Origin of the sequence: Paraburkholderia sp. WS6 (assembly GCF_030464835.1) — a bacterium.
GTDB classification, from domain to species: domain Bacteria; phylum Pseudomonadota; class Gammaproteobacteria; order Burkholderiales; family Burkholderiaceae; genus Paraburkholderia; species Paraburkholderia madseniana.
On sequence record NZ_JALQCK010000033.1, the window covers coordinates 43,601 to 59,378 of the forward strand.

Genomic DNA, 15,778 nt, shown 5'->3' on the forward strand with positions numbered 1-15,778 from the left:
AAGCCTCGGTCGTCCAGGAATGGTGTTCCCACAATCGACTTTGCCGTGGCGTGAATAGTGAAGTGCTCAGCCACCGCTGACTTGATCGTAGCGAGGTGGCGCGGCAAAAAGTATCGAAATTGCGTGGTATATCGCTAGAAAATACCGGACAAGTCCAGCTCAGTTAGACAGGGGGCGGCCGAGCCAATCCACAAAAGAAAATGCTGCAAATAGGGCAAATTTAGCGCGGCCTGCGCCACAAAGGTCCTGATCTCGGTATTGGCTTCTGTGCAAGTCCAATACACTGAAACTCGCCTCTCGCAACCGCACACGGCCCGCCAAACCTTTAACGCGGCGATGCACTCCGTCGACATACCGGGTCGAAATATCAACGGACCTGATGAAGACCATCGTGAGCGTTTGCACAGAGGAAAAAAGAGGTGCGGAGGCAATGGCGCTCCCCGTCTTCAGTGCTGTGTGTAAGCGACACGCACGATGTCAACTTGAGAGGACACGATGACGATTCAACGAACGGAAACATCCAGGCGCATGAGCCAGGCTGTACGCGCGGGCAATACGATTTATATCGCGGGCCAATTGGCGTACGACAATCAGTTCGCCGATGCGAAGACCCAGACGACGGAGATTCTGGATCGCATCGACCGGCTGCTAGCAGTCCACGGCGCGAACCGAGAAAATCTGGTGTCTGCGACCGTATGGCTCAGCGATATTCGCTATTTCCACGAGATCAACGAGGTCTGGGATGCATGGGTTCCTGAAGGCCATGCACCGGGCCGCGCCTGTATTGAATCGAAGATCGCCTTCGATGGTTACAAGATTGAAATCCAGGCAATAGCCTATCTGTCATCCGACGCGTGATCGCAATGGCGAGGGCAACGGCAGGTACTCGCAGTTGCGCCGATAGATCACCGCAATCATTCGAAAGCGGGACAACCAACAGCGATGAGAACGATTTTCGTAGACTGCACCCCGGAGCTGCATGAAGTGATCTCCCGACGACGCCTGCCGGTTCCCGCGGGTCTGGACATTCACGTGGGCAGTCCTGATGGCGAAGAGATGCTGCAGTTGTGCCAAGGTGCAGATGTGGTCCTGGTCGAACATAGTTTCGTTCCAGATGCCCTGTTTCGTGAAAACGCCGGGCTTCGCGAAATTGTGTTCATGGGTACGGGAGCGAGTTCATACATTAACCTGACGGCCGCAGAAAGTGCTGACGTTCCTGTGTCGACCGTCTCGCGCTATGGTGACCGGGCCGTGGCCGAACATACAGTCGCCCTGATGTTTGCGGGGGCAAGACAGATTGCCAGAATGGATCGCGACGTGCGCGGTGGAATCTGGATGCCATTGTCAGGCCAGCAGCTCGAGGGGCGCAAGCTTGCGGTGCTTGGTCTCGGTGGCGTAGGGACAGCCGTGGCCGAACTTGGGCAAGCACTTGGTATGGATGTGCACGGATGGAGTGCTACTCCCCGTTCAGCTCCCTTCTTTGAACCCGATCTACGCAAAGCGCTTCAAACGGCGGACGTGGTCTCCATCCATCTGGCTCTTACGAAGGAAACGCAGGGATTGTTGACTGAGGAATTGTTGCAGCTTCCCAGGAGAGGATTTCTGCTCGTTAACACCGCTCGTGCGGCACTGATCGACAGGAAAGCGATGATCGCGGCACTTGACTCCGGGCAAATGGGCCACGCCGCTCTGGACGTATTTGACGCAGAGCCATTGCCACGCGACGACACGCTTACAGGACGATCCAACACAACCCTGACGTCACACGCAGCATATATGACGGAGGACGCATATTGTTCGTTGTGGAGTAAGGCGCTCGATCATTTAAGGCGTATCGCCGCAGCCGGTTAGGCCTGAAGGAGGGGTGACCTTCCTCGAATCTTGCACACACGGAGATGAGACCAGCCGTGGCATCGTCACCTTGCGAGTCGTTGAAATGAGTCAGTTTGAAAAAATCGTCTACGTATGCCGAGTGAGCGGTCAGCGCTTGCATGTTCGACATGATGGCAACGCGTTGTGGATGCCCCTCGGCGACGCAGCGCGGCTCCTTGGCAAGAGGCCCGCACAACTCGCAAAGTCGCTAAAGTATTTGCGGCTCAATCGCGAAATTGACGAGGCCGCCGATATCAAGGAAACGAACTCCGAACCAGCGACAGCCGATCTGTTACTCAATCACCGTGCAGTGATCTCGCTTGGGTATCACCTGAATTTCGGGCGCGTTGCTCCCTTCAGGGACTGGTGTTCCGAAACGTTGCAGGCACGTCAGCGGATTCTGGCGTTGTTCTAGCTCACCGGCGCTGCGGCCCAAACATCCGTGACAACGCACGCGCGAGCTCCTTAACAGCGGCATCAGCCGTCGGACGGTGCAGCAGCGCGATATCCATGGTTTCGATCGAAGGCAGCCCGCTCTTCGGTGTCAGCACGGCGTGATCCGCCAGCGGCCTCGCAGCGCCTGATAACGGCATATATCTAACCAATGCTATCCAATTTCCAACTAATATGCATTTGAACATTTAATTTTCGAATGCCGGGTGAGACGGATAACATCAAGCAATTCCTCGGCAGCCGCGACGAAGCGGCTCGCGGGCCCGTATCGCCACTTCCGTCGAATCGGCATGACCACCATGACTCGCTATCTTCTTCTCTCCAACGTCCGGCTGGCTGACGGCCAACCGGTTTCCGTAGGCATCGCCGACGGCCGCATCGCGGCGCTCGGCCCGCATGTCGAAGCGCAACCTGGCGCGCTGACTGAAGACGGCGGCGACGCTTTGCTGCTGCCGGGTTTCGTAGAAGGGCACACGCACATCGACAAAAGCCACTGGGGCCGCGCGTGGTATCGCAACGAGGTCGGACCCGCACTAACCGACCGGATCAGCAACGAGCGCGAATGGCGTAAGACATCGGGACACGATGCGGCCAGCCAGTCGCTCGCTCTGGCGCGAGCATTCGTGCAGGCAGGCACGACGCGTCTGCGTACCCATGTCGACGTGGATACCGACGCCGGGCTGCGTTATATCGAAGGCGTGCTCAGCACGCGGCAGACGATGCGCGAGGTGCTGGACATGCAGATCGTCGCGTTTCCCCAGTCAGGCATGTTGATCCGTCCCGGCACGGTCGAATTGCTCGGCAGCGCGCTCGACGCAGGCGCCGACGTACTCGGCGCACTCGATCCTGCCTTGATCGACGGCGATCCCGTCGCGTCGCTGAACGCGACCTTTGAGCTGGCGGAGCGCTACCGCAAGCCGATCGATATCCATCTGCACGAACCCGGTGAGGTCGGCGCATTCACGCTGAAACTGCTGCTCGATCGCGTCGAGGCGATGGGCATGCAGGGTCAGGTGGTCGTCAGCCACGCATTCTGCCTCGGCGCACTACCGGAACGTGAGCGTGACACGCTGCTCGAACGGATCGCGCATCTGCGCGTGGCGCTTCTCACCAGCGCGCCGCCGTCTCGCCCCGTTCCGCCGCTCAAGGTTTGCAGGGACAAAGGCATCACGATCTTCGGCGGCAACGATGGTATTCGCGACACCTGGTCGCCGTATGGCGTGCCGGACATGCTTGAGCGCGCGATGCTGATCGGCATGCGCTACGACTTGCGGCGCGATGACGACCTCGCGATTGCCTTCGACTGCGTGAGCGACGCTGCCGCTCGAGGTTGCGGTTTTGCCGACTATGGCCTGCGTGTCGGCGCACGCGCGGACCTCGTGCTGGTCGATGCGGAATGCGTCGCGCATGCCGTGGTTGCCCGGCCCAGGCGCCGCCTGGTTATCGCGAACGGACGCATCGTTGTGCGCGACGGCGAGCTGATTGACGCACTCAGTCAACAAAGCCCTGTCCGGCCGTCGTGACCTTGAACAGCAAACGGGACGAATCGCCCCAGAATTGCCCGCTTCGAACAATGGCCCGATCAGCCCGCGCCGCAGCAACGGCAGCGGCGGCGTTCGGCGCTTTCACAACGACGAAGGTCGCCTCATTGCCGACCTTCAGTCCGTAGCTGCTTTTCTCCAGCACGGCCGCGCCCGCTTCCGTCGCCATGTGGAGCGCAACGCGCAGTTCTTCATCGGTATAAAAACCGGAGCGATAACCAACCAGCATGGCTCGTTGCAACATGTCGCCGTTGCCATACGGCCACCATGCGTCCTGAATGTTGTCGTTACCGGCGAACACGCGCACACCGGCTGCGCGGAGTTGCAGGATCGGCGGGAACGCGCGGTCGCCCGGCGCATTCGTCATGATCGATACCCCGGCTTCCGCAAGCGCGGCGGCGACACGATCCACCACCTCGGGCGCGACGTCGCCGAGCCCGTAGGCGTGGCTCACCGATACACGGCCGTTCAACCCCGATGCATGGGTACGCGCGGCAATGCGGTGTAGCTGCTCGATCCCCTGCTGCCCCGGCTCATGGAGGTGAATATCGATCTTCACGCCGCGCTTTTCAGCAATGCCGAAGACAATATCGAGCTGGCCTTCGGCGTCGCCATCCAGCGTTGTCGGATCGATTCCGCCCACCACCTGCGCGCCTTCACGGGCGGCTGCATCGAGCACTTCCGCCGTGCCCGGACACGACACGACGCCCGCCTGCGGGAACGCAACGAGTTCGATATCCACCACACCGAGCCATTTTTCGCGTGCTTCCATCACGGCATGCAGGTTGGTCAGACCCGTCGTCGCGTCGACGTCGACATGACTGCGCATCGCAATGGTGCCGTACGACGCGGCCTGGCGGATCAGCGCATCGGCGCGCTCGACGATAGGCGCGGCGCTTGCCAGTTCCTGCTTTTCGATAGCGAGACGCTCACGCAGGCTCGCGACATGACGATGAGGACGCCAGCGATCGCCAACGAAGCTTTTATCGAGGTGAATATGTCCGTCGACGAACCCGGGCAACACTAGGTGGCCTGCCAGATCGACGACCTCCGCGCCGCCGATCGCGGAACGTTCCGGACCGATGGCGACAAAGCGCCTCTCACGCACGGCGAGGTTGAGCGGGTTGCCGTCGGCGTCTACGGCATTGACGAATACGCGGTCGAACATGGTTCTGGCCTCTGCAAATCAGGACTCAAGGACTCATCCAGCGCGCCCTGATCGGGTTGCGTTCGTTGCGCCGCATGGTCCTGTGTGGAATGGATCGTTGAACCATATCGGACCCCCGACATATCCCCAAATTAAATGTTGGAATGGTCTGTATTCATTTTCTGGATAGATCGGCATACTGTGCGGCTTCTGCGGCACTTTGATGGCGCCGACGGCGCCGAACTTCAATATCGTGCCGGCCGTGCTGCTGGAACTGAAGGGCCAGAATGGCCTGATCAAGGCGCGGCGACCGGCTGCTTTACTATTCTCGGTCGTCAATATCATACTGTCGTACCTATCTGTATTCCGCTTTTGAGGAGGCGCCGATGATTGTCCAACTCACGCCCGAATTCGCGTCCAAATTCGCCAATCTTGCGCTCGCCCACCTCACGCGCGAGTATCCGAACAAGCTGACCCACTCGCTCGCCGGTCCGCAAGACGTGCAAGGTCCGCGCGCATTGCATCCGATTTTTTACGGCAGCTACGACTGGCATTCATGCGTGCACGGCTACTGGCTGATCCTGCATCTGCTCGACCGCTTTCCCGATCTGCCTGAAGCAGCGCGCATCGTCGCGGTGGTCGACGAGCATTTCACCGAAGCGAATGTGGCCGGTGAGCTGGCGTATCTCGACCTGCCGCACAATCGCGGTTTCGAGCGCCCCTATGGATGGGCATGGTTGCTCGCGCTGAGCGCGCAACTCCATTCGCTGAAGCTGTCGGAGGCCGCACGCTGGTCCAAGGTCTTTGCGCCGCTTACGGAGACTTTTGTCGGCCGCTTCGAGGAATTTCTGCCGAAAGCGACCTACCCGCTGCGCGTCGGCACGCACTTCAACATGGCATTCGCGCTAGCGCTCACGCTCGATTTCGCGCGCCAGACTTCGCGTGAATCGCTCGAGGCGCTGCTGGTGAATACGGCAGAGCGCTGGTTCCTGAACGATGTCGCCTGTCAGGCATGGGAGCCCGCCGGCGACGAGTTTTTGTCGCCTTCCCTGATGGAAGCGGAATTGATGCGGCGCGTGTTGCCGCCCGCGCAATTCGTCGAATGGTTCAGGCGCTTTCTGCCCGATCTCGGCGCGAAGAAGCCCGCCACGCTGTTCGAACCCGTCACCGTGACCGACCGTACCGATGGCAAGATCGCCCACCTGGATGGTCTGAATCTGAGCCGCGCATGGTGCCAGCGGTCGCTGGCGCGCGCACTGCCCGCCGGCGACGTGCGCCGGACGGCATTGTTCGATTCGGCCGAGCGGCATCTTCAGAGCGCCCTGCCGCATGTGGCGGGCGACTATATGGGCGAACACTGGCTGGGCACGTTCGCCACGCTCGCATTGGAAGCGTGAGCAGTGGCCCGACGGGGCCCGCATCAAAGGCAAAACGGCGCTGCAAGCGTGAAGCGGTTTGGGCCAACTACCGATTCGCGCCGCGAGCGCCGTTTTCTTTTGCCGCGGGATTCAGAAGCGGCGCAGCAGCCGCGCAGAAGCCGTTCAGAAGCCACCTGGTGCGGCCCAGCCGCTGAATCCGCCGGCTTGAGGCATTATTGGCCGGTCAGCTTTTTAGGCTTCGGCGGTGCCTGAACCTTGTTGTACTGAAACTCGGGCGTCGCCTTCAAGGCGTCCTTGGTCGCGCCGGCCAGATAGAAATTCCCCCCGCGAATATCCAGCGCAGCGATCGGCACCGCTACGTCATGCGATGCCACGCCGAGAAATCCGCCGGCGGCGACGATGGCAGCGGACAGCGAGCCGTCGGGCGCGATCACCAGATCGCGGATCGCACCGATCTTCTCGTTCTGATCGTTGTAGACGGCTTTGCCAAGAATGCTCTTCTTCACGCTCCAGCCGCTCAGCAGCGCATTGGACTGCTCGACCGTGACGCTCAAGGGTTGTGTGCCGGCGACTTGCGCCTGCGCACCAAAGCTAGTTGCAGCTACCGCGACCACGACAACAAGTTTGCTCAACGTCATATCGCTCACTCCGTTCTTAGTAGACTTAACCGGCGCATGGCCTGCGCCGAAGGAATCGCTGCAAAACGATGATACAGACTACGCCGCGCGTCTGCATCCAGACGTGCCATGCGGACGAACCCAGCCCCCTTCGCTGCCACGGAAACCGCGGGGGCACGGCCCAAAGCGCATAACGGTAAAATCGAGCCAGGCGATGACGCCCGTTTAGAGGTGGAAGTTTGACTGAGCTTGAACAGGGTTTCATTTTGACCCGACACTGGCGGGATACGCCCGCCGGTACGGAGGTAGATTTCTGGCTGGCAACAGACGGCGGGCCCCGTCACGTGCGCCTGCGTCCTCAGCCTTCGGTGGCTTTTATTCCGGCCGACCACCGCGAGCGAGCGGAAACCATCCTGCGCCGCGAGGCGCCGCTCGATCTGCGTCCGCTCGAACTGTGCGACTTCCAGCAGCGGCCGGTGATGGGGCTTTACTGCCCGCAGTACCGTCAATTGACGGGCTTCGAGAAACGCCTGAAACAAGGCGGCGTCGATGTGTACGAGGCCGACATCTTCCCGCCCGAGCGCTACATGATGGAGCGCTCCATTACCGCGCCGGTGTGGTTCGCCGGCGACGCGCAGCATGGCGGTCCGCTTCTGAACGGCGAATTGAAGCCCGCCACGAACTACCGCCCGTCATTGAAGCTGGTGTCGCTCGATATCGAAACCAGTGCGCACGCCGAACTCTATTCGATCGCGCTCGAAGGTTGCGGGCAGCGCCAGGTCTATATGCTGGGGCCGCCGAACGGCGAGCCCAGCGGTGTCGACTTCGACCTCGAATACTGCGAAACCCGCGCACAGTTGCTCGAAAAACTGAACGCGTGGCTGGAACGGCACGACCCCGACGCGATCATCGGCTGGAACCTCGTGCAGTTCGATTTGCGTGTGCTGCAGCAGCACGCGGAACAATATCGCGTGCCGCTACGGCTCGGCCGCGGTGGCGCGGTCATGGAATGGCGCGAGCACGGCCACAAACAGAACCATTTCTTCGCGGGTGCCGCGGGAAGATTGATCATCGACGGTATCGAAGCGCTGCGCTCGGCCACGTGGAGTTTCCCTTCGTTCAGCCTCGAATACGTCTCGCGCACGGTGTTGGGCGAAGGCAAATCCATCGACAATCCGTATCAGCGCATGGATGAAATCCAGCGTCGCTTCGATGAGGACAAGCCCGCGCTCGCGCAGTACAACCTGAAAGACTGCGAGCTGGTCACGCGTATCTTTGCGAAGACCGAGTTGCTGCCGTTTCTGCTGGAACGCGCGACGGTCACCGGCCTGCCTGCGGATCGCAGCGGCGGATCGGTCGCGGCGTTCACGCATCTGTATATGCCGCGGATGCATCGGCAAGGCTACGTCGCGCCGAATCTCGGTGACGTGGCCGGCGCCGCGAGCCCTGGTGGCTTCGTGATGGATTCACGGCCCGGCCTCTACGACTCGGTCCTGGTGCTCGACTACAAGAGCCTTTACCCGTCGATCATCCGCACGTTTCTGATCGATCCGGTGGGTCTCGTCGAAGGCATGCTCAATCCCGGCGACGATCAATCAGTGCCGGGTTTTCTCGGTGCACGCTTCTCGCGCACCCGCCATTGTTTGCCGTCGATTGTCGGCCAGGTGTGGCAGGGGCGCGAAACCGCCAAGCGTGAGCACAACAAGCCGCTTTCGCAAGCGTTGAAGATCATCATGAACGCCTTTTACGGCGTGCTCGGATCCACCGGCTGCCGGTTCTTCGATCCGCGTCTTGCGTCGTCGATCACCATGCGCGGCCATGAAATCATGCACACCACGCGTGAACTGATTCAGGCGCAAGGCTACGAGGTCATTTACGGCGACACGGATTCGACCTTCGTGTGGCTGAAGCACGCGCATAGCGAGGAAGACGCGAGTCGCATCGGCCAAGCGCTTGTCGAGCATATCAACGCGCGGTGGCGGCAGAATCTGCAGGAGCGTTTTGGACTCGAGAGCGCACTCGAGTTGCAATTCGAGCGGCACTACAAGCGCTTCTTCATGCCGACGATTCGCGGCGCCGAAGAAGGCAGCAAGAAACGCTATGCCGGGCTGACTGTTTTGCCGGACGGCAGCGAGGACATCGTCTACAAGGGACTCGAAACGGTGCGGACCGATTGGACGCCGCTCGCCCAGCAGTTCCAGCAGGAGCTCTATCGGCGAATCTTCAAACAATTGCCGTATCAGGACTATGTGCGCGACTACGTGCGCGATACGCTGGCAGGAAAACTCGACGATCAACTCGTGTACCGCAAGCGGCTACGCCGCTCGCTCGGCGACTACGAGCGCAACGTGCCGCCGCATGTGCGCGCGGCGCGTGTGGCCGACGAGTTCAACCGGCAACAGGGGCGCCCGCTGCAATACCAGGACGGCGGCTGGATCAGCTATGTGATGACAACCGCCGGACCGGAACCGCTCGAAACGTTGCGCTCGGCGATCGACTACGAACACTATCTGACACGGCAGTTGCAACCGGTCGCCGACGCGATCCTGCCGCTATTGCGGGACGACTTTACGACCTTGATGTCCGGGCAGAAACAGTTGTTCTGACGGGTGGTCACGATGTCGATCAACTTGTTGTCCATAAAACGAATGATTTAAATGCGATCGTTCAGATCGAGCCAAACCCGACCTTCCACTGACTCGCGCTGCGAATAGAATGTAAACGGCGCTAACCCAACGCGCTTCAGATCAAGTGGAGAGGATCATCATGAAAGTCACTGCGTTTTGTGCGGTCGTGGTTTTAAGCATGCCCTTTTTTACTCCGGCTTCTGCCAGCGAGCATATGCATGTCAATCACGACCACGAACACACCCGCTATCAACCGTCCAGCGCGAACCAGGCCGGCGCGGATCAGAATACAGCGGCTCAGGCGCCACAAGACAACAATCAGACCGTACCGGGCAGCAAGTAAGCTGCGATAGGCGGGTGGCTCGTTTTAGCGTGCGTAGCGAAGCAGGAAATCCCGTAACGGCGGATTCACGATCTCGGCATGCGTTAAATTCGGCGTGTGCCCCGCCCGGTCGACCAATATAAGATCCTTGCAGTTCGGCAACCGGGCGGCGAGCGCCTCTGCGCAGTCAGGGCTGATGGCGGCATCGTCGCGTCCATGAAATACGATCGACGTATGGGTAATCTCGCCAAGGCGCGGCGTGATGTCGTCCCTCGAGACAAGGGCATTGACGGGATGTTCGAAGTGATCCGAGCCAGCGTTCATCCATTTCTGGATCCATACCGATGCCGCGTACTCGGGACCGAACAGAAACGACGACAGATTCTGTGCGACGTTCTTCGCGCCATTACGTGCCCATTCCGCCTTCAGTTCCTCGAAAGACTGCTGGACCGCTTCGGAGTCGACATCACTTCTTGTCGATATCAGGGCGATCGCCCGAAAGCGGTCCGGTTCCAGCAACGCCGCACGCATCGATATGAATCCGCCCTGAGACATGCCGACAAGCGATGCCGAGGCAACCTCCAGATGATCGAGCAAGGCAATGAGATCCTGCGCGGAGTCCCAATAGCTAAAGGCCCGGGTCGTGGCTCCGGTTGCACCGAAACCTCGCTGGTCCCAAACGACGCAACGGAATTCATTCGCCAGCTCCGCAATGTTCGACTGGAACATATCGCCGTCCATCAGGAAGCCATGGCTGAATACAACGACAGGCGCCCCCGCAGGGCCGAACTCATCGTATGCGAAGCGTATCCCTTCTCGTTCAAAAAACGGCATGCCTATCCCTACTTTCGAATAATACGGTGGAATCAATATAAGCTGACCTTCACCGGAACACCTGACCGAAAGTACCGATTGCTTGCCAAATCGTCCTGACTTTCTGAAATCCGCTCTGAAATTCTCACTGAAACCACCACGCGTGTCGGAGCACGTTTCTACCCATTGACTGCACTCCTTACTTTTGATTAAGTGACGTCTGTGCGAGTTATCAATCTCCTGGCCTTCCGCAGGATCTCGCCGCTTACCGAAGCGTCTTTTTTTGTATTCATGGAACCCGGCAAAGCGTCGTGCGCTGCCTCGTTCCAAGTGGAGAAATGTTGGGTATGACAACAGTACCAATTGATGGAGACAAGCCCGTCTGGATTCTGCAAGGAGGTTTCGGGCGAGCAACGGTGAACTTCATTAGCCGTCCGCTTGTCGCGCACGCTCACTCCCAATACCAGTTCCTTTTCAAGCTTGGTGGAAGCAACTGCAATTTCCGCATCGGCGCAGACGATTGCACGCTTACAGCGGCGCGGGCAATCTGCCTGAACCCTTGGGTCGAACACTCAAAAAGCTGCAGCGACGACGAGCCTTCCCTGATCCTTTCCCTCGTCGTCGAAGCCCCCTGGTTGCGCCAGCAATTGAAACTCGCCGAAAGCGGCACTGCAAGCATCTTCCCGAAGGCGAAGGTCGTCGTCACACCGGACGTGCAGCACCACGTGGATCGCATCGCCGCCGCGATCACCAACCACCTGGTCGCCCAGGATGACAATTGCATGCCGATTCTTGCAGATCTGGTGACCGCACTCGGTCGGGACTTTGCCGATCCCGCATTGACGGCCGGCATCATCCCGTCAGGCAGACCGGTCGATTTTCGCATCCGCAAAGCATTGGATTTCATCAAGCACGCGTCGCTGACGAATCCCACCGTTGCCCAAGTGGCGGCTCAAGTCGGCTTGTCCAGGTCGAGATTCTTCCAGCAGTTCCGACTGTGCATGGGCATTTCACCGCAGCACTATATAGATTGGGTCCGCATGTCTCATGCGATCCAGCTGCTTGGAGCTAGCGATAAACCGCTTTCCGAAGTCGCCGAAGAGTTGGGGTTCGAAGAACACAGCCACTTCACCCGTTTCTTCGCACAACACATGGGTGTTCCACCCAGTGAGTTTCGCAGGCATTCGGTGACGCTGGACAATCAGCGCGGCTGAACGAGGGTGTGGGGGCTTCGAATGATCCCCACACCCTCTGAAAGCCAGGATTGCGTTAACCGGAATCAGGCCGCGGACTTCCGCACTGCGTAACCACTTTCGCTGACGGACGCATCGGCGGCTACTGGATTGCCAAGCACACCCAGTCCGTCGATCTCCACCTCGACCCAGTCTCCCGCCCGCATATGCACCAGCCCCGATGTGGGAAAGGGACCGTATTGACGCGAGAGGTCATTGCCCTCGACATCATCCGGCTGAGCCTTCAACGCACCAGGCGTACCCATCGCAATCAGATCACCTGGCCGCAAACGATAACCCTGACTCAGATAGCTGATGACTTGCGCAACACTCAACAGCATATCGTCGAGAGGTGCGCTCTGACGAACGACACCGTTGATGCGAGTCTTGATGGAGTGCGTGGCAGGATCGCCAAATTCGTCGCGGGTCATCAACCACGGCCCATAGGACCCCGATGCTTCGAAATTCTTGCCGAGGCCGAATTGACGATTGTGCATCTGGAACTCGCGAACCGATCCTTCGTTGAGGCAGGTGTAACCCGCAACATGTTCCAGCGCTCGCTCCACCGGAATGTAACGACCAGGCGTGCCTATGACAACACCTAGTTCGCACTCGTAGTCGAACGCGCGTGCAATGGATTCCGGCGGTGCCAGAATCGGCTCGCCGGCGCCGACATAGGATGCAGCCGTGCGCATGAAAAGGTGGGGAAATTCCATCGACGTTTGAAGTCCCGTCTCCGCGATATGGCTCTTGAAGTTCAACGCCAAAGCCCACATCGCGTTTGGGCGGTCCAGGAAGGGCTTGAGTGTGACGTCAGCGAGCGCCCGGTCGCCTTGCCGTCCTTCTGCCGCTAACCGCAACCGCGTGAGTCCATCCTCCTGCTCCAGGATTGAAATGAGGCTTGATGGCAGGTCCGGGGCGATGTCGGAGACAGCAACAAAATGGGTCGGGCTGGTGACGACTCCTAGTGCGATGCGGCCACCGTCTGAGTAAGCAATAATTTTCATGATCTAGTGTGTCTTTGGGTTGGATTAAATAGCTGGATTTGCAGTCTGAATGTGGGAGCGCTGTCCCATGTGTGTCGATAGTGCCGGCGGCACGCCGGCGTTTTCGAGCGTTCATGAGTTCGATTGACGACTCGTCAATCAGCGGAGCATGACGTGGCGAGTCTCAGTTCTCCACCATGGCGTTATCGGGAAACTTTTGAACCGCTCTACGACCGACCAGCGACAGGGCGCCGAGAGCAAGGATCGCCGCGCCGGCCGGCACAACGGCGGTGAGGAGAATCTCGCGCACCGGCCAACCGAGCGACAGCAAGCCTCCGCCAATCGCAGGCCCAACGAAGGAACCGACCCGCCCGATTGCATGCCCCCAGCCCACCCCGGTTGCACGAATCTCCGGCGGATAGAAGGCGACTGCGAGCGCGGTTTGGCCCATGATGCCGTTGACCAGACCTGCGCCGATCACACCGATGAACAGCAGCACGATGGCCGGCGTCACCGCCACCTGGCTAAGGCTGCCGACGCTGATAATCACCAGCAACAATCCCACAACCAGCGCCGATTTCACCCTGAGCCTGCCGGCAAGCGTCATCATCGTGACCGCCACCGTCATCAGGACGTTGCCGCTCAGACCACCGATACTGAAGGCCGCCATGCCGACCGACGCATGGTCCGCTGAGAAGCCGAAATCCACCAGCAACGTCGGCACCCAGAACAGCAGTGCGTAGACGTCCATGAAGATCAGGAATGAGAACAGCCACAGCAGGCACGTATAGGCGCCCAGACCATTTTCGAACAGCGCCTTGAGCGGGTTAGACACACGCACGGCGGCGGCATCGGCTATCACCGGGCTGCGCGCCGGGAGGATGCGAAAGAACGCAACAACCAGCAGGAAAGGCAGGACACCACCTGTCACAAAGATCGACTGCCAGCCGAAGTGACTCATCAGAGGACCACCTGCCACGCCGCCCGTGACGGCGCCGACGGACATGCCAGTCGTAACGAGCAGGGACGCCGCCACCTTATGCTTCGTGCCAATGATGCCGGCCGCCGCCGTAATGGCGATCGGCAACGCCGCGCCCAAACCGATGGCCGCCGCAAGGCGCATGACGGACATGCTGGCGATATTGGTCGCGTACGCCGTCACGAGCGTGCTCCCGGCAAATAGCACAACACTCGCGACACCCATGGAACGGTGTCCGAAACGTTGAGCGAGCGGACCGGAAATCATGAAGCCAATCGCCGCGCCAATGTTCGTCGCCACAAAAACGGTGGTGAAGAGCGCCGGCGCCAGATGCCACTCATGAGCGAGCCTCGGCACGACAAAGGAGATCGACGTGGTGTTGAATCCGTCCAGAACGATCACCAGGAAGCACACCAGCAGGGCCAGCACGGGCCCCACGCGGCGTGTTTTGGCCAGGCCGCCTTCCATGGACGGGTTCGGGTCTTTCGCAATCATCGAATCATCTCCTTTGCAACTCGTGCACGGGTACGCGACCCGGCTGACATGCTGTAGCAAGGCGCGAGCACACGCCTGTTGAACTGACGCACCACCATGGACTCAAGCCCGGATAGACGCTGCGATGCGCTGCTGCAGCGCGGGGGTAAAAATGCGCTTGGGAAGCATGCAATGAATGCCTTTGGGCGGAATGGTCGAGTAAACCGTTCCGGTCTGATTGGCGTATTGCGTCACACGGAAGCTGCCTGCCACGCTATAGATTCCATAGCAATCTTCCGGGGCAATGCCACTGGCGGCAGACAGCCAGCTAATCATCTGGCGCAGACAGGCAACCAGTGAATTCTCGAGAGAGTCGGAAAACCCGAAACCGATCCAGTGGTCAGGCGTCTCCGCCATGGGCACATTCAGCGCAGCGCCTTTGTGCAGGATGTACTGGATACGCATCTCTTCGAAAGCCGTCTCAATCGAGGTCTGATCGACGTTGCCTTCACCCGAGGCGCCCATGGAGCCACCCGTCCACACCCGCGCACCGGTGACCTGTACAGGCAGGAAGATCGACGTGTCCACCCCCAGCACGGCACAGTCCAGATTGCCGCCGTAGTTGCCGGCCAGATTCGCGCTGATGGGTTTCTCGCCGGCCGGCTGCGTGGCGATATACGCCTGAAATGGCTGCAGAGGAATATTGACGCCCGGCACATATGCCGCGGCGGTCCTGTCCTTGTCGAATTTCAGATAGCGCAGGTAAGGCTTGAAATCGTGCGGCAATGCGCCGACACCGGGAGGCGCGGAGTTCCAGCCCCAGTCGATCGGCCGCATCTTCAACATACGGCATTCAACCAGATCGCCCGCTTCGGCACCGATGATCGAAACGGGCCCAATCAGCGAGAAGGGACCGTTGGGGTACTTCTTGCGGATCGGCTCGCGCTCCTTGAAGGTCAGCCCATACTTGGCCTCATTGCCCCAATTGGTCCACGTGCCGTCATACCAGACGGTATCGCCCGACTTGATCGTGACTGCCGTCGGCGCGCTTGGCTCGATCTGCCCGACCTTGACCGTTTCCAGCGACGGCACCAGTTTGATGGTCTGACCTTCGCGCGAGGCGGTCGCGGCCTTCGCCGCTTGCGACGAGCCGCTCTGCGCGCGAGCGGCGCCGGACAAACCTAAAGCGCCCGCCGCAAACGCACCGAAACCAAGCTTCAGAATCGATCGGCGGCAAGCGTCGGTGGCGTCACATGTCGAGGCATGCCTGTCGTCCGTGGCGCCTGTTACGCCCACTGCATCGCGTTGTTCTGTTTCGCGTTTCATGAAAATCTTC

At 59.9% G+C, this 15,778-nt stretch carries 15 protein-coding genes and 1 pseudogene; 9 read left to right on the forward strand and 7 right to left on the reverse strand.

What is annotated here, in order from left to right; all coding sequences use genetic code 11:
- Window positions 1–495: 495 nt before the first annotated feature.
- From M0D64_RS31070 to M0D64_RS31080, 3 genes are all read left to right on the forward strand, one after another.
- Window positions 496–858 carry a RidA family protein gene (locus M0D64_RS31070; protein WP_171926147.1) on the forward strand — a complete coding sequence of 121 codons (363 nt, stop codon included), beginning with the start codon at window positions 496–498 and terminating at the stop codon, window positions 856–858.
- Between the two features lie 84 nt (window positions 859–942).
- On the forward strand, window positions 943–1,851 hold the full coding sequence (locus M0D64_RS31075) for an NAD(P)-dependent oxidoreductase (protein ID WP_266240498.1): 909 nt from the start codon (window positions 943–945) through the stop codon (window positions 1,849–1,851).
- Window positions 1,852–1,864: 13 nt separating this feature from the next.
- Entirely contained in the window at window positions 1,865–2,287 is a 423-nt protein-coding gene (locus M0D64_RS31080; protein WP_266240497.1) for a hypothetical protein, read from the forward strand.
- Between the two features lies 1 nt (window position 2,288).
- Here M0D64_RS31080 and M0D64_RS31085 read toward each other — a convergent pair.
- Window positions 2,289–2,429, reverse strand: a pseudogene (locus M0D64_RS31085) (LysR family transcriptional regulator); the annotation flags it as partial.
- Window positions 2,430–2,624: 195 nt separating this feature from the next.
- On the opposite strand from M0D64_RS31085, the gene M0D64_RS31090 reads away from it, so the two are divergent.
- Entirely contained in the window at window positions 2,625–3,848 is a 1,224-nt protein-coding gene (locus M0D64_RS31090; RefSeq protein WP_266260642.1) for an amidohydrolase family protein, read from the forward strand.
- Here the strand turns inward: M0D64_RS31090 and M0D64_RS31095 are convergent.
- Complete coding sequence (locus M0D64_RS31095) at window positions 3,817–5,034, reverse strand: amidohydrolase family protein (RefSeq protein WP_266260598.1); 1,218 nt, start codon at window positions 5,032–5,034, stop codon at window positions 3,817–3,819. The genes M0D64_RS31090 and M0D64_RS31095 overlap by 32 nt on opposite strands.
- Before the next feature lie 202 nt (window positions 5,035–5,236).
- Between M0D64_RS31095 and M0D64_RS31100 the strand changes: the two genes are divergently transcribed.
- Both M0D64_RS31100 and M0D64_RS31105 read left to right on the forward strand, forming a co-directional pair.
- A complete protein-coding gene (locus tag M0D64_RS31100; RefSeq protein WP_266240494.1) occupies window positions 5,237–5,389 on the forward strand; it encodes a DUF979 family protein in 153 nt (50 codons plus the stop codon).
- 10 nt (window positions 5,390–5,399) lie between these two features.
- Window positions 5,400–6,410: a DUF2891 domain-containing protein gene (locus M0D64_RS31105; protein WP_154565616.1), complete on the forward strand. Its 1,011-nt coding sequence runs from the start codon at window positions 5,400–5,402 to the stop codon at window positions 6,408–6,410.
- Between the two features lie 194 nt (window positions 6,411–6,604).
- Here the strand turns inward: M0D64_RS31105 and M0D64_RS31110 are convergent, their stop codons facing one another.
- Window positions 6,605–7,030 carry a PRC-barrel domain-containing protein gene (locus M0D64_RS31110; protein WP_266260599.1) on the reverse strand — a complete coding sequence of 142 codons (426 nt, stop codon included), beginning with the start codon at window positions 7,028–7,030 and terminating at the stop codon, window positions 6,605–6,607.
- Window positions 7,031–7,248: 218 nt separating this feature from the next.
- Here M0D64_RS31110 and M0D64_RS31115 point away from each other — a divergent pair, with 218 nt between their 5' ends.
- Together M0D64_RS31115 and M0D64_RS31120 are read left to right on the forward strand one after the other, a co-directional pair.
- Window positions 7,249–9,615 (forward strand): DNA polymerase II, encoded by a 2,367-nt coding sequence (locus M0D64_RS31115; protein WP_266260600.1) that lies wholly within the window; start codon window positions 7,249–7,251, stop codon window positions 9,613–9,615.
- A 160-nt stretch (window positions 9,616–9,775) separates the two neighbouring features.
- Window positions 9,776–9,979, forward strand: a complete 204-nt coding sequence (locus tag M0D64_RS31120) for a hypothetical protein (RefSeq protein ID WP_266240491.1) — start codon at window positions 9,776–9,778, stop codon at window positions 9,977–9,979.
- A gap of 24 nt (window positions 9,980–10,003) precedes the next feature.
- On the opposite strand, the gene M0D64_RS31125 is transcribed toward M0D64_RS31120, so the two are convergent.
- Window positions 10,004–11,101: an alpha/beta fold hydrolase gene (locus M0D64_RS31125; RefSeq protein WP_266260601.1), complete on the reverse strand. Its 1,098-nt coding sequence runs from the start codon at window positions 11,099–11,101 to the stop codon at window positions 10,004–10,006.
- A gap of 17 nt (window positions 11,102–11,118) precedes the next feature.
- On the opposite strand from M0D64_RS31125, the gene M0D64_RS31130 reads away from it, so the two are divergent.
- On the forward strand, window positions 11,119–11,985 hold the full coding sequence (locus M0D64_RS31130; RefSeq protein WP_266260602.1) for an AraC family transcriptional regulator: 867 nt from the start codon (window positions 11,119–11,121) through the stop codon (window positions 11,983–11,985).
- A gap of 65 nt (window positions 11,986–12,050) precedes the next feature.
- On the opposite strand, the gene M0D64_RS31135 is transcribed toward M0D64_RS31130, so the two are convergent.
- The 3 genes from M0D64_RS31135 to M0D64_RS31145 form a co-directional block, all read right to left on the reverse strand.
- Window positions 12,051–13,010: a fumarylacetoacetate hydrolase family protein gene (locus tag M0D64_RS31135; RefSeq protein WP_266260603.1), complete on the reverse strand. Its 960-nt coding sequence runs from the start codon at window positions 13,008–13,010 to the stop codon at window positions 12,051–12,053.
- A 163-nt stretch (window positions 13,011–13,173) separates the two neighbouring features.
- Complete coding sequence (locus M0D64_RS31140; protein WP_266260604.1) at window positions 13,174–14,463, reverse strand: MFS transporter; 1,290 nt, start codon at window positions 14,461–14,463, stop codon at window positions 13,174–13,176.
- A gap of 102 nt (window positions 14,464–14,565) precedes the next feature.
- Complete coding sequence (locus M0D64_RS31145; protein ID WP_266260605.1) at window positions 14,566–15,768, reverse strand: acetamidase/formamidase family protein; 1,203 nt, start codon at window positions 15,766–15,768, stop codon at window positions 14,566–14,568.
- Window positions 15,769–15,778 lie beyond the last annotated feature (10 nt).

Coding starts and splice junctions, on each gene's coding strand:
- M0D64_RS31095 (WP_266260598.1), bottom strand. CDS start 5,034: ATGTTCGACCGCGTATTCGTCAATGCCGTAGACGCCGACGGCAACCCG.
- M0D64_RS31135 (WP_266260603.1), bottom strand. CDS start 13,010: ATGAAAATTATTGCTTACTCAGACGGTGGCCGCATCGCACTAGGAGTC.
- M0D64_RS31070 (WP_171926147.1), top strand. CDS start 496: ATGACGATTCAACGAACGGAAACATCCAGGCGCATGAGCCAGGCTGTA.
- M0D64_RS31100 (WP_266240494.1), top strand. CDS start 5,237: ATGGCGCCGACGGCGCCGAACTTCAATATCGTGCCGGCCGTGCTGCTG.
- M0D64_RS31140 (WP_266260604.1), bottom strand. CDS start 14,463: ATGATTGCGAAAGACCCGAACCCGTCCATGGAAGGCGGCCTGGCCAAA.
- M0D64_RS31110 (WP_266260599.1), bottom strand. CDS start 7,030: ATGACGTTGAGCAAACTTGTTGTCGTGGTCGCGGTAGCTGCAACTAGC.
- M0D64_RS31105 (WP_154565616.1), top strand. CDS start 5,400: ATGATTGTCCAACTCACGCCCGAATTCGCGTCCAAATTCGCCAATCTT.
- M0D64_RS31120 (WP_266240491.1), top strand. CDS start 9,776: ATGAAAGTCACTGCGTTTTGTGCGGTCGTGGTTTTAAGCATGCCCTTT.
- M0D64_RS31145 (WP_266260605.1), bottom strand. CDS start 15,768: ATGAAACGCGAAACAGAACAACGCGATGCAGTGGGCGTAACAGGCGCC.
- M0D64_RS31075 (WP_266240498.1), top strand. CDS start 943: ATGAGAACGATTTTCGTAGACTGCACCCCGGAGCTGCATGAAGTGATC.
- M0D64_RS31090 (WP_266260642.1), top strand. CDS start 2,625: ATGACTCGCTATCTTCTTCTCTCCAACGTCCGGCTGGCTGACGGCCAA.
- M0D64_RS31130 (WP_266260602.1), top strand. CDS start 11,119: ATGACAACAGTACCAATTGATGGAGACAAGCCCGTCTGGATTCTGCAA.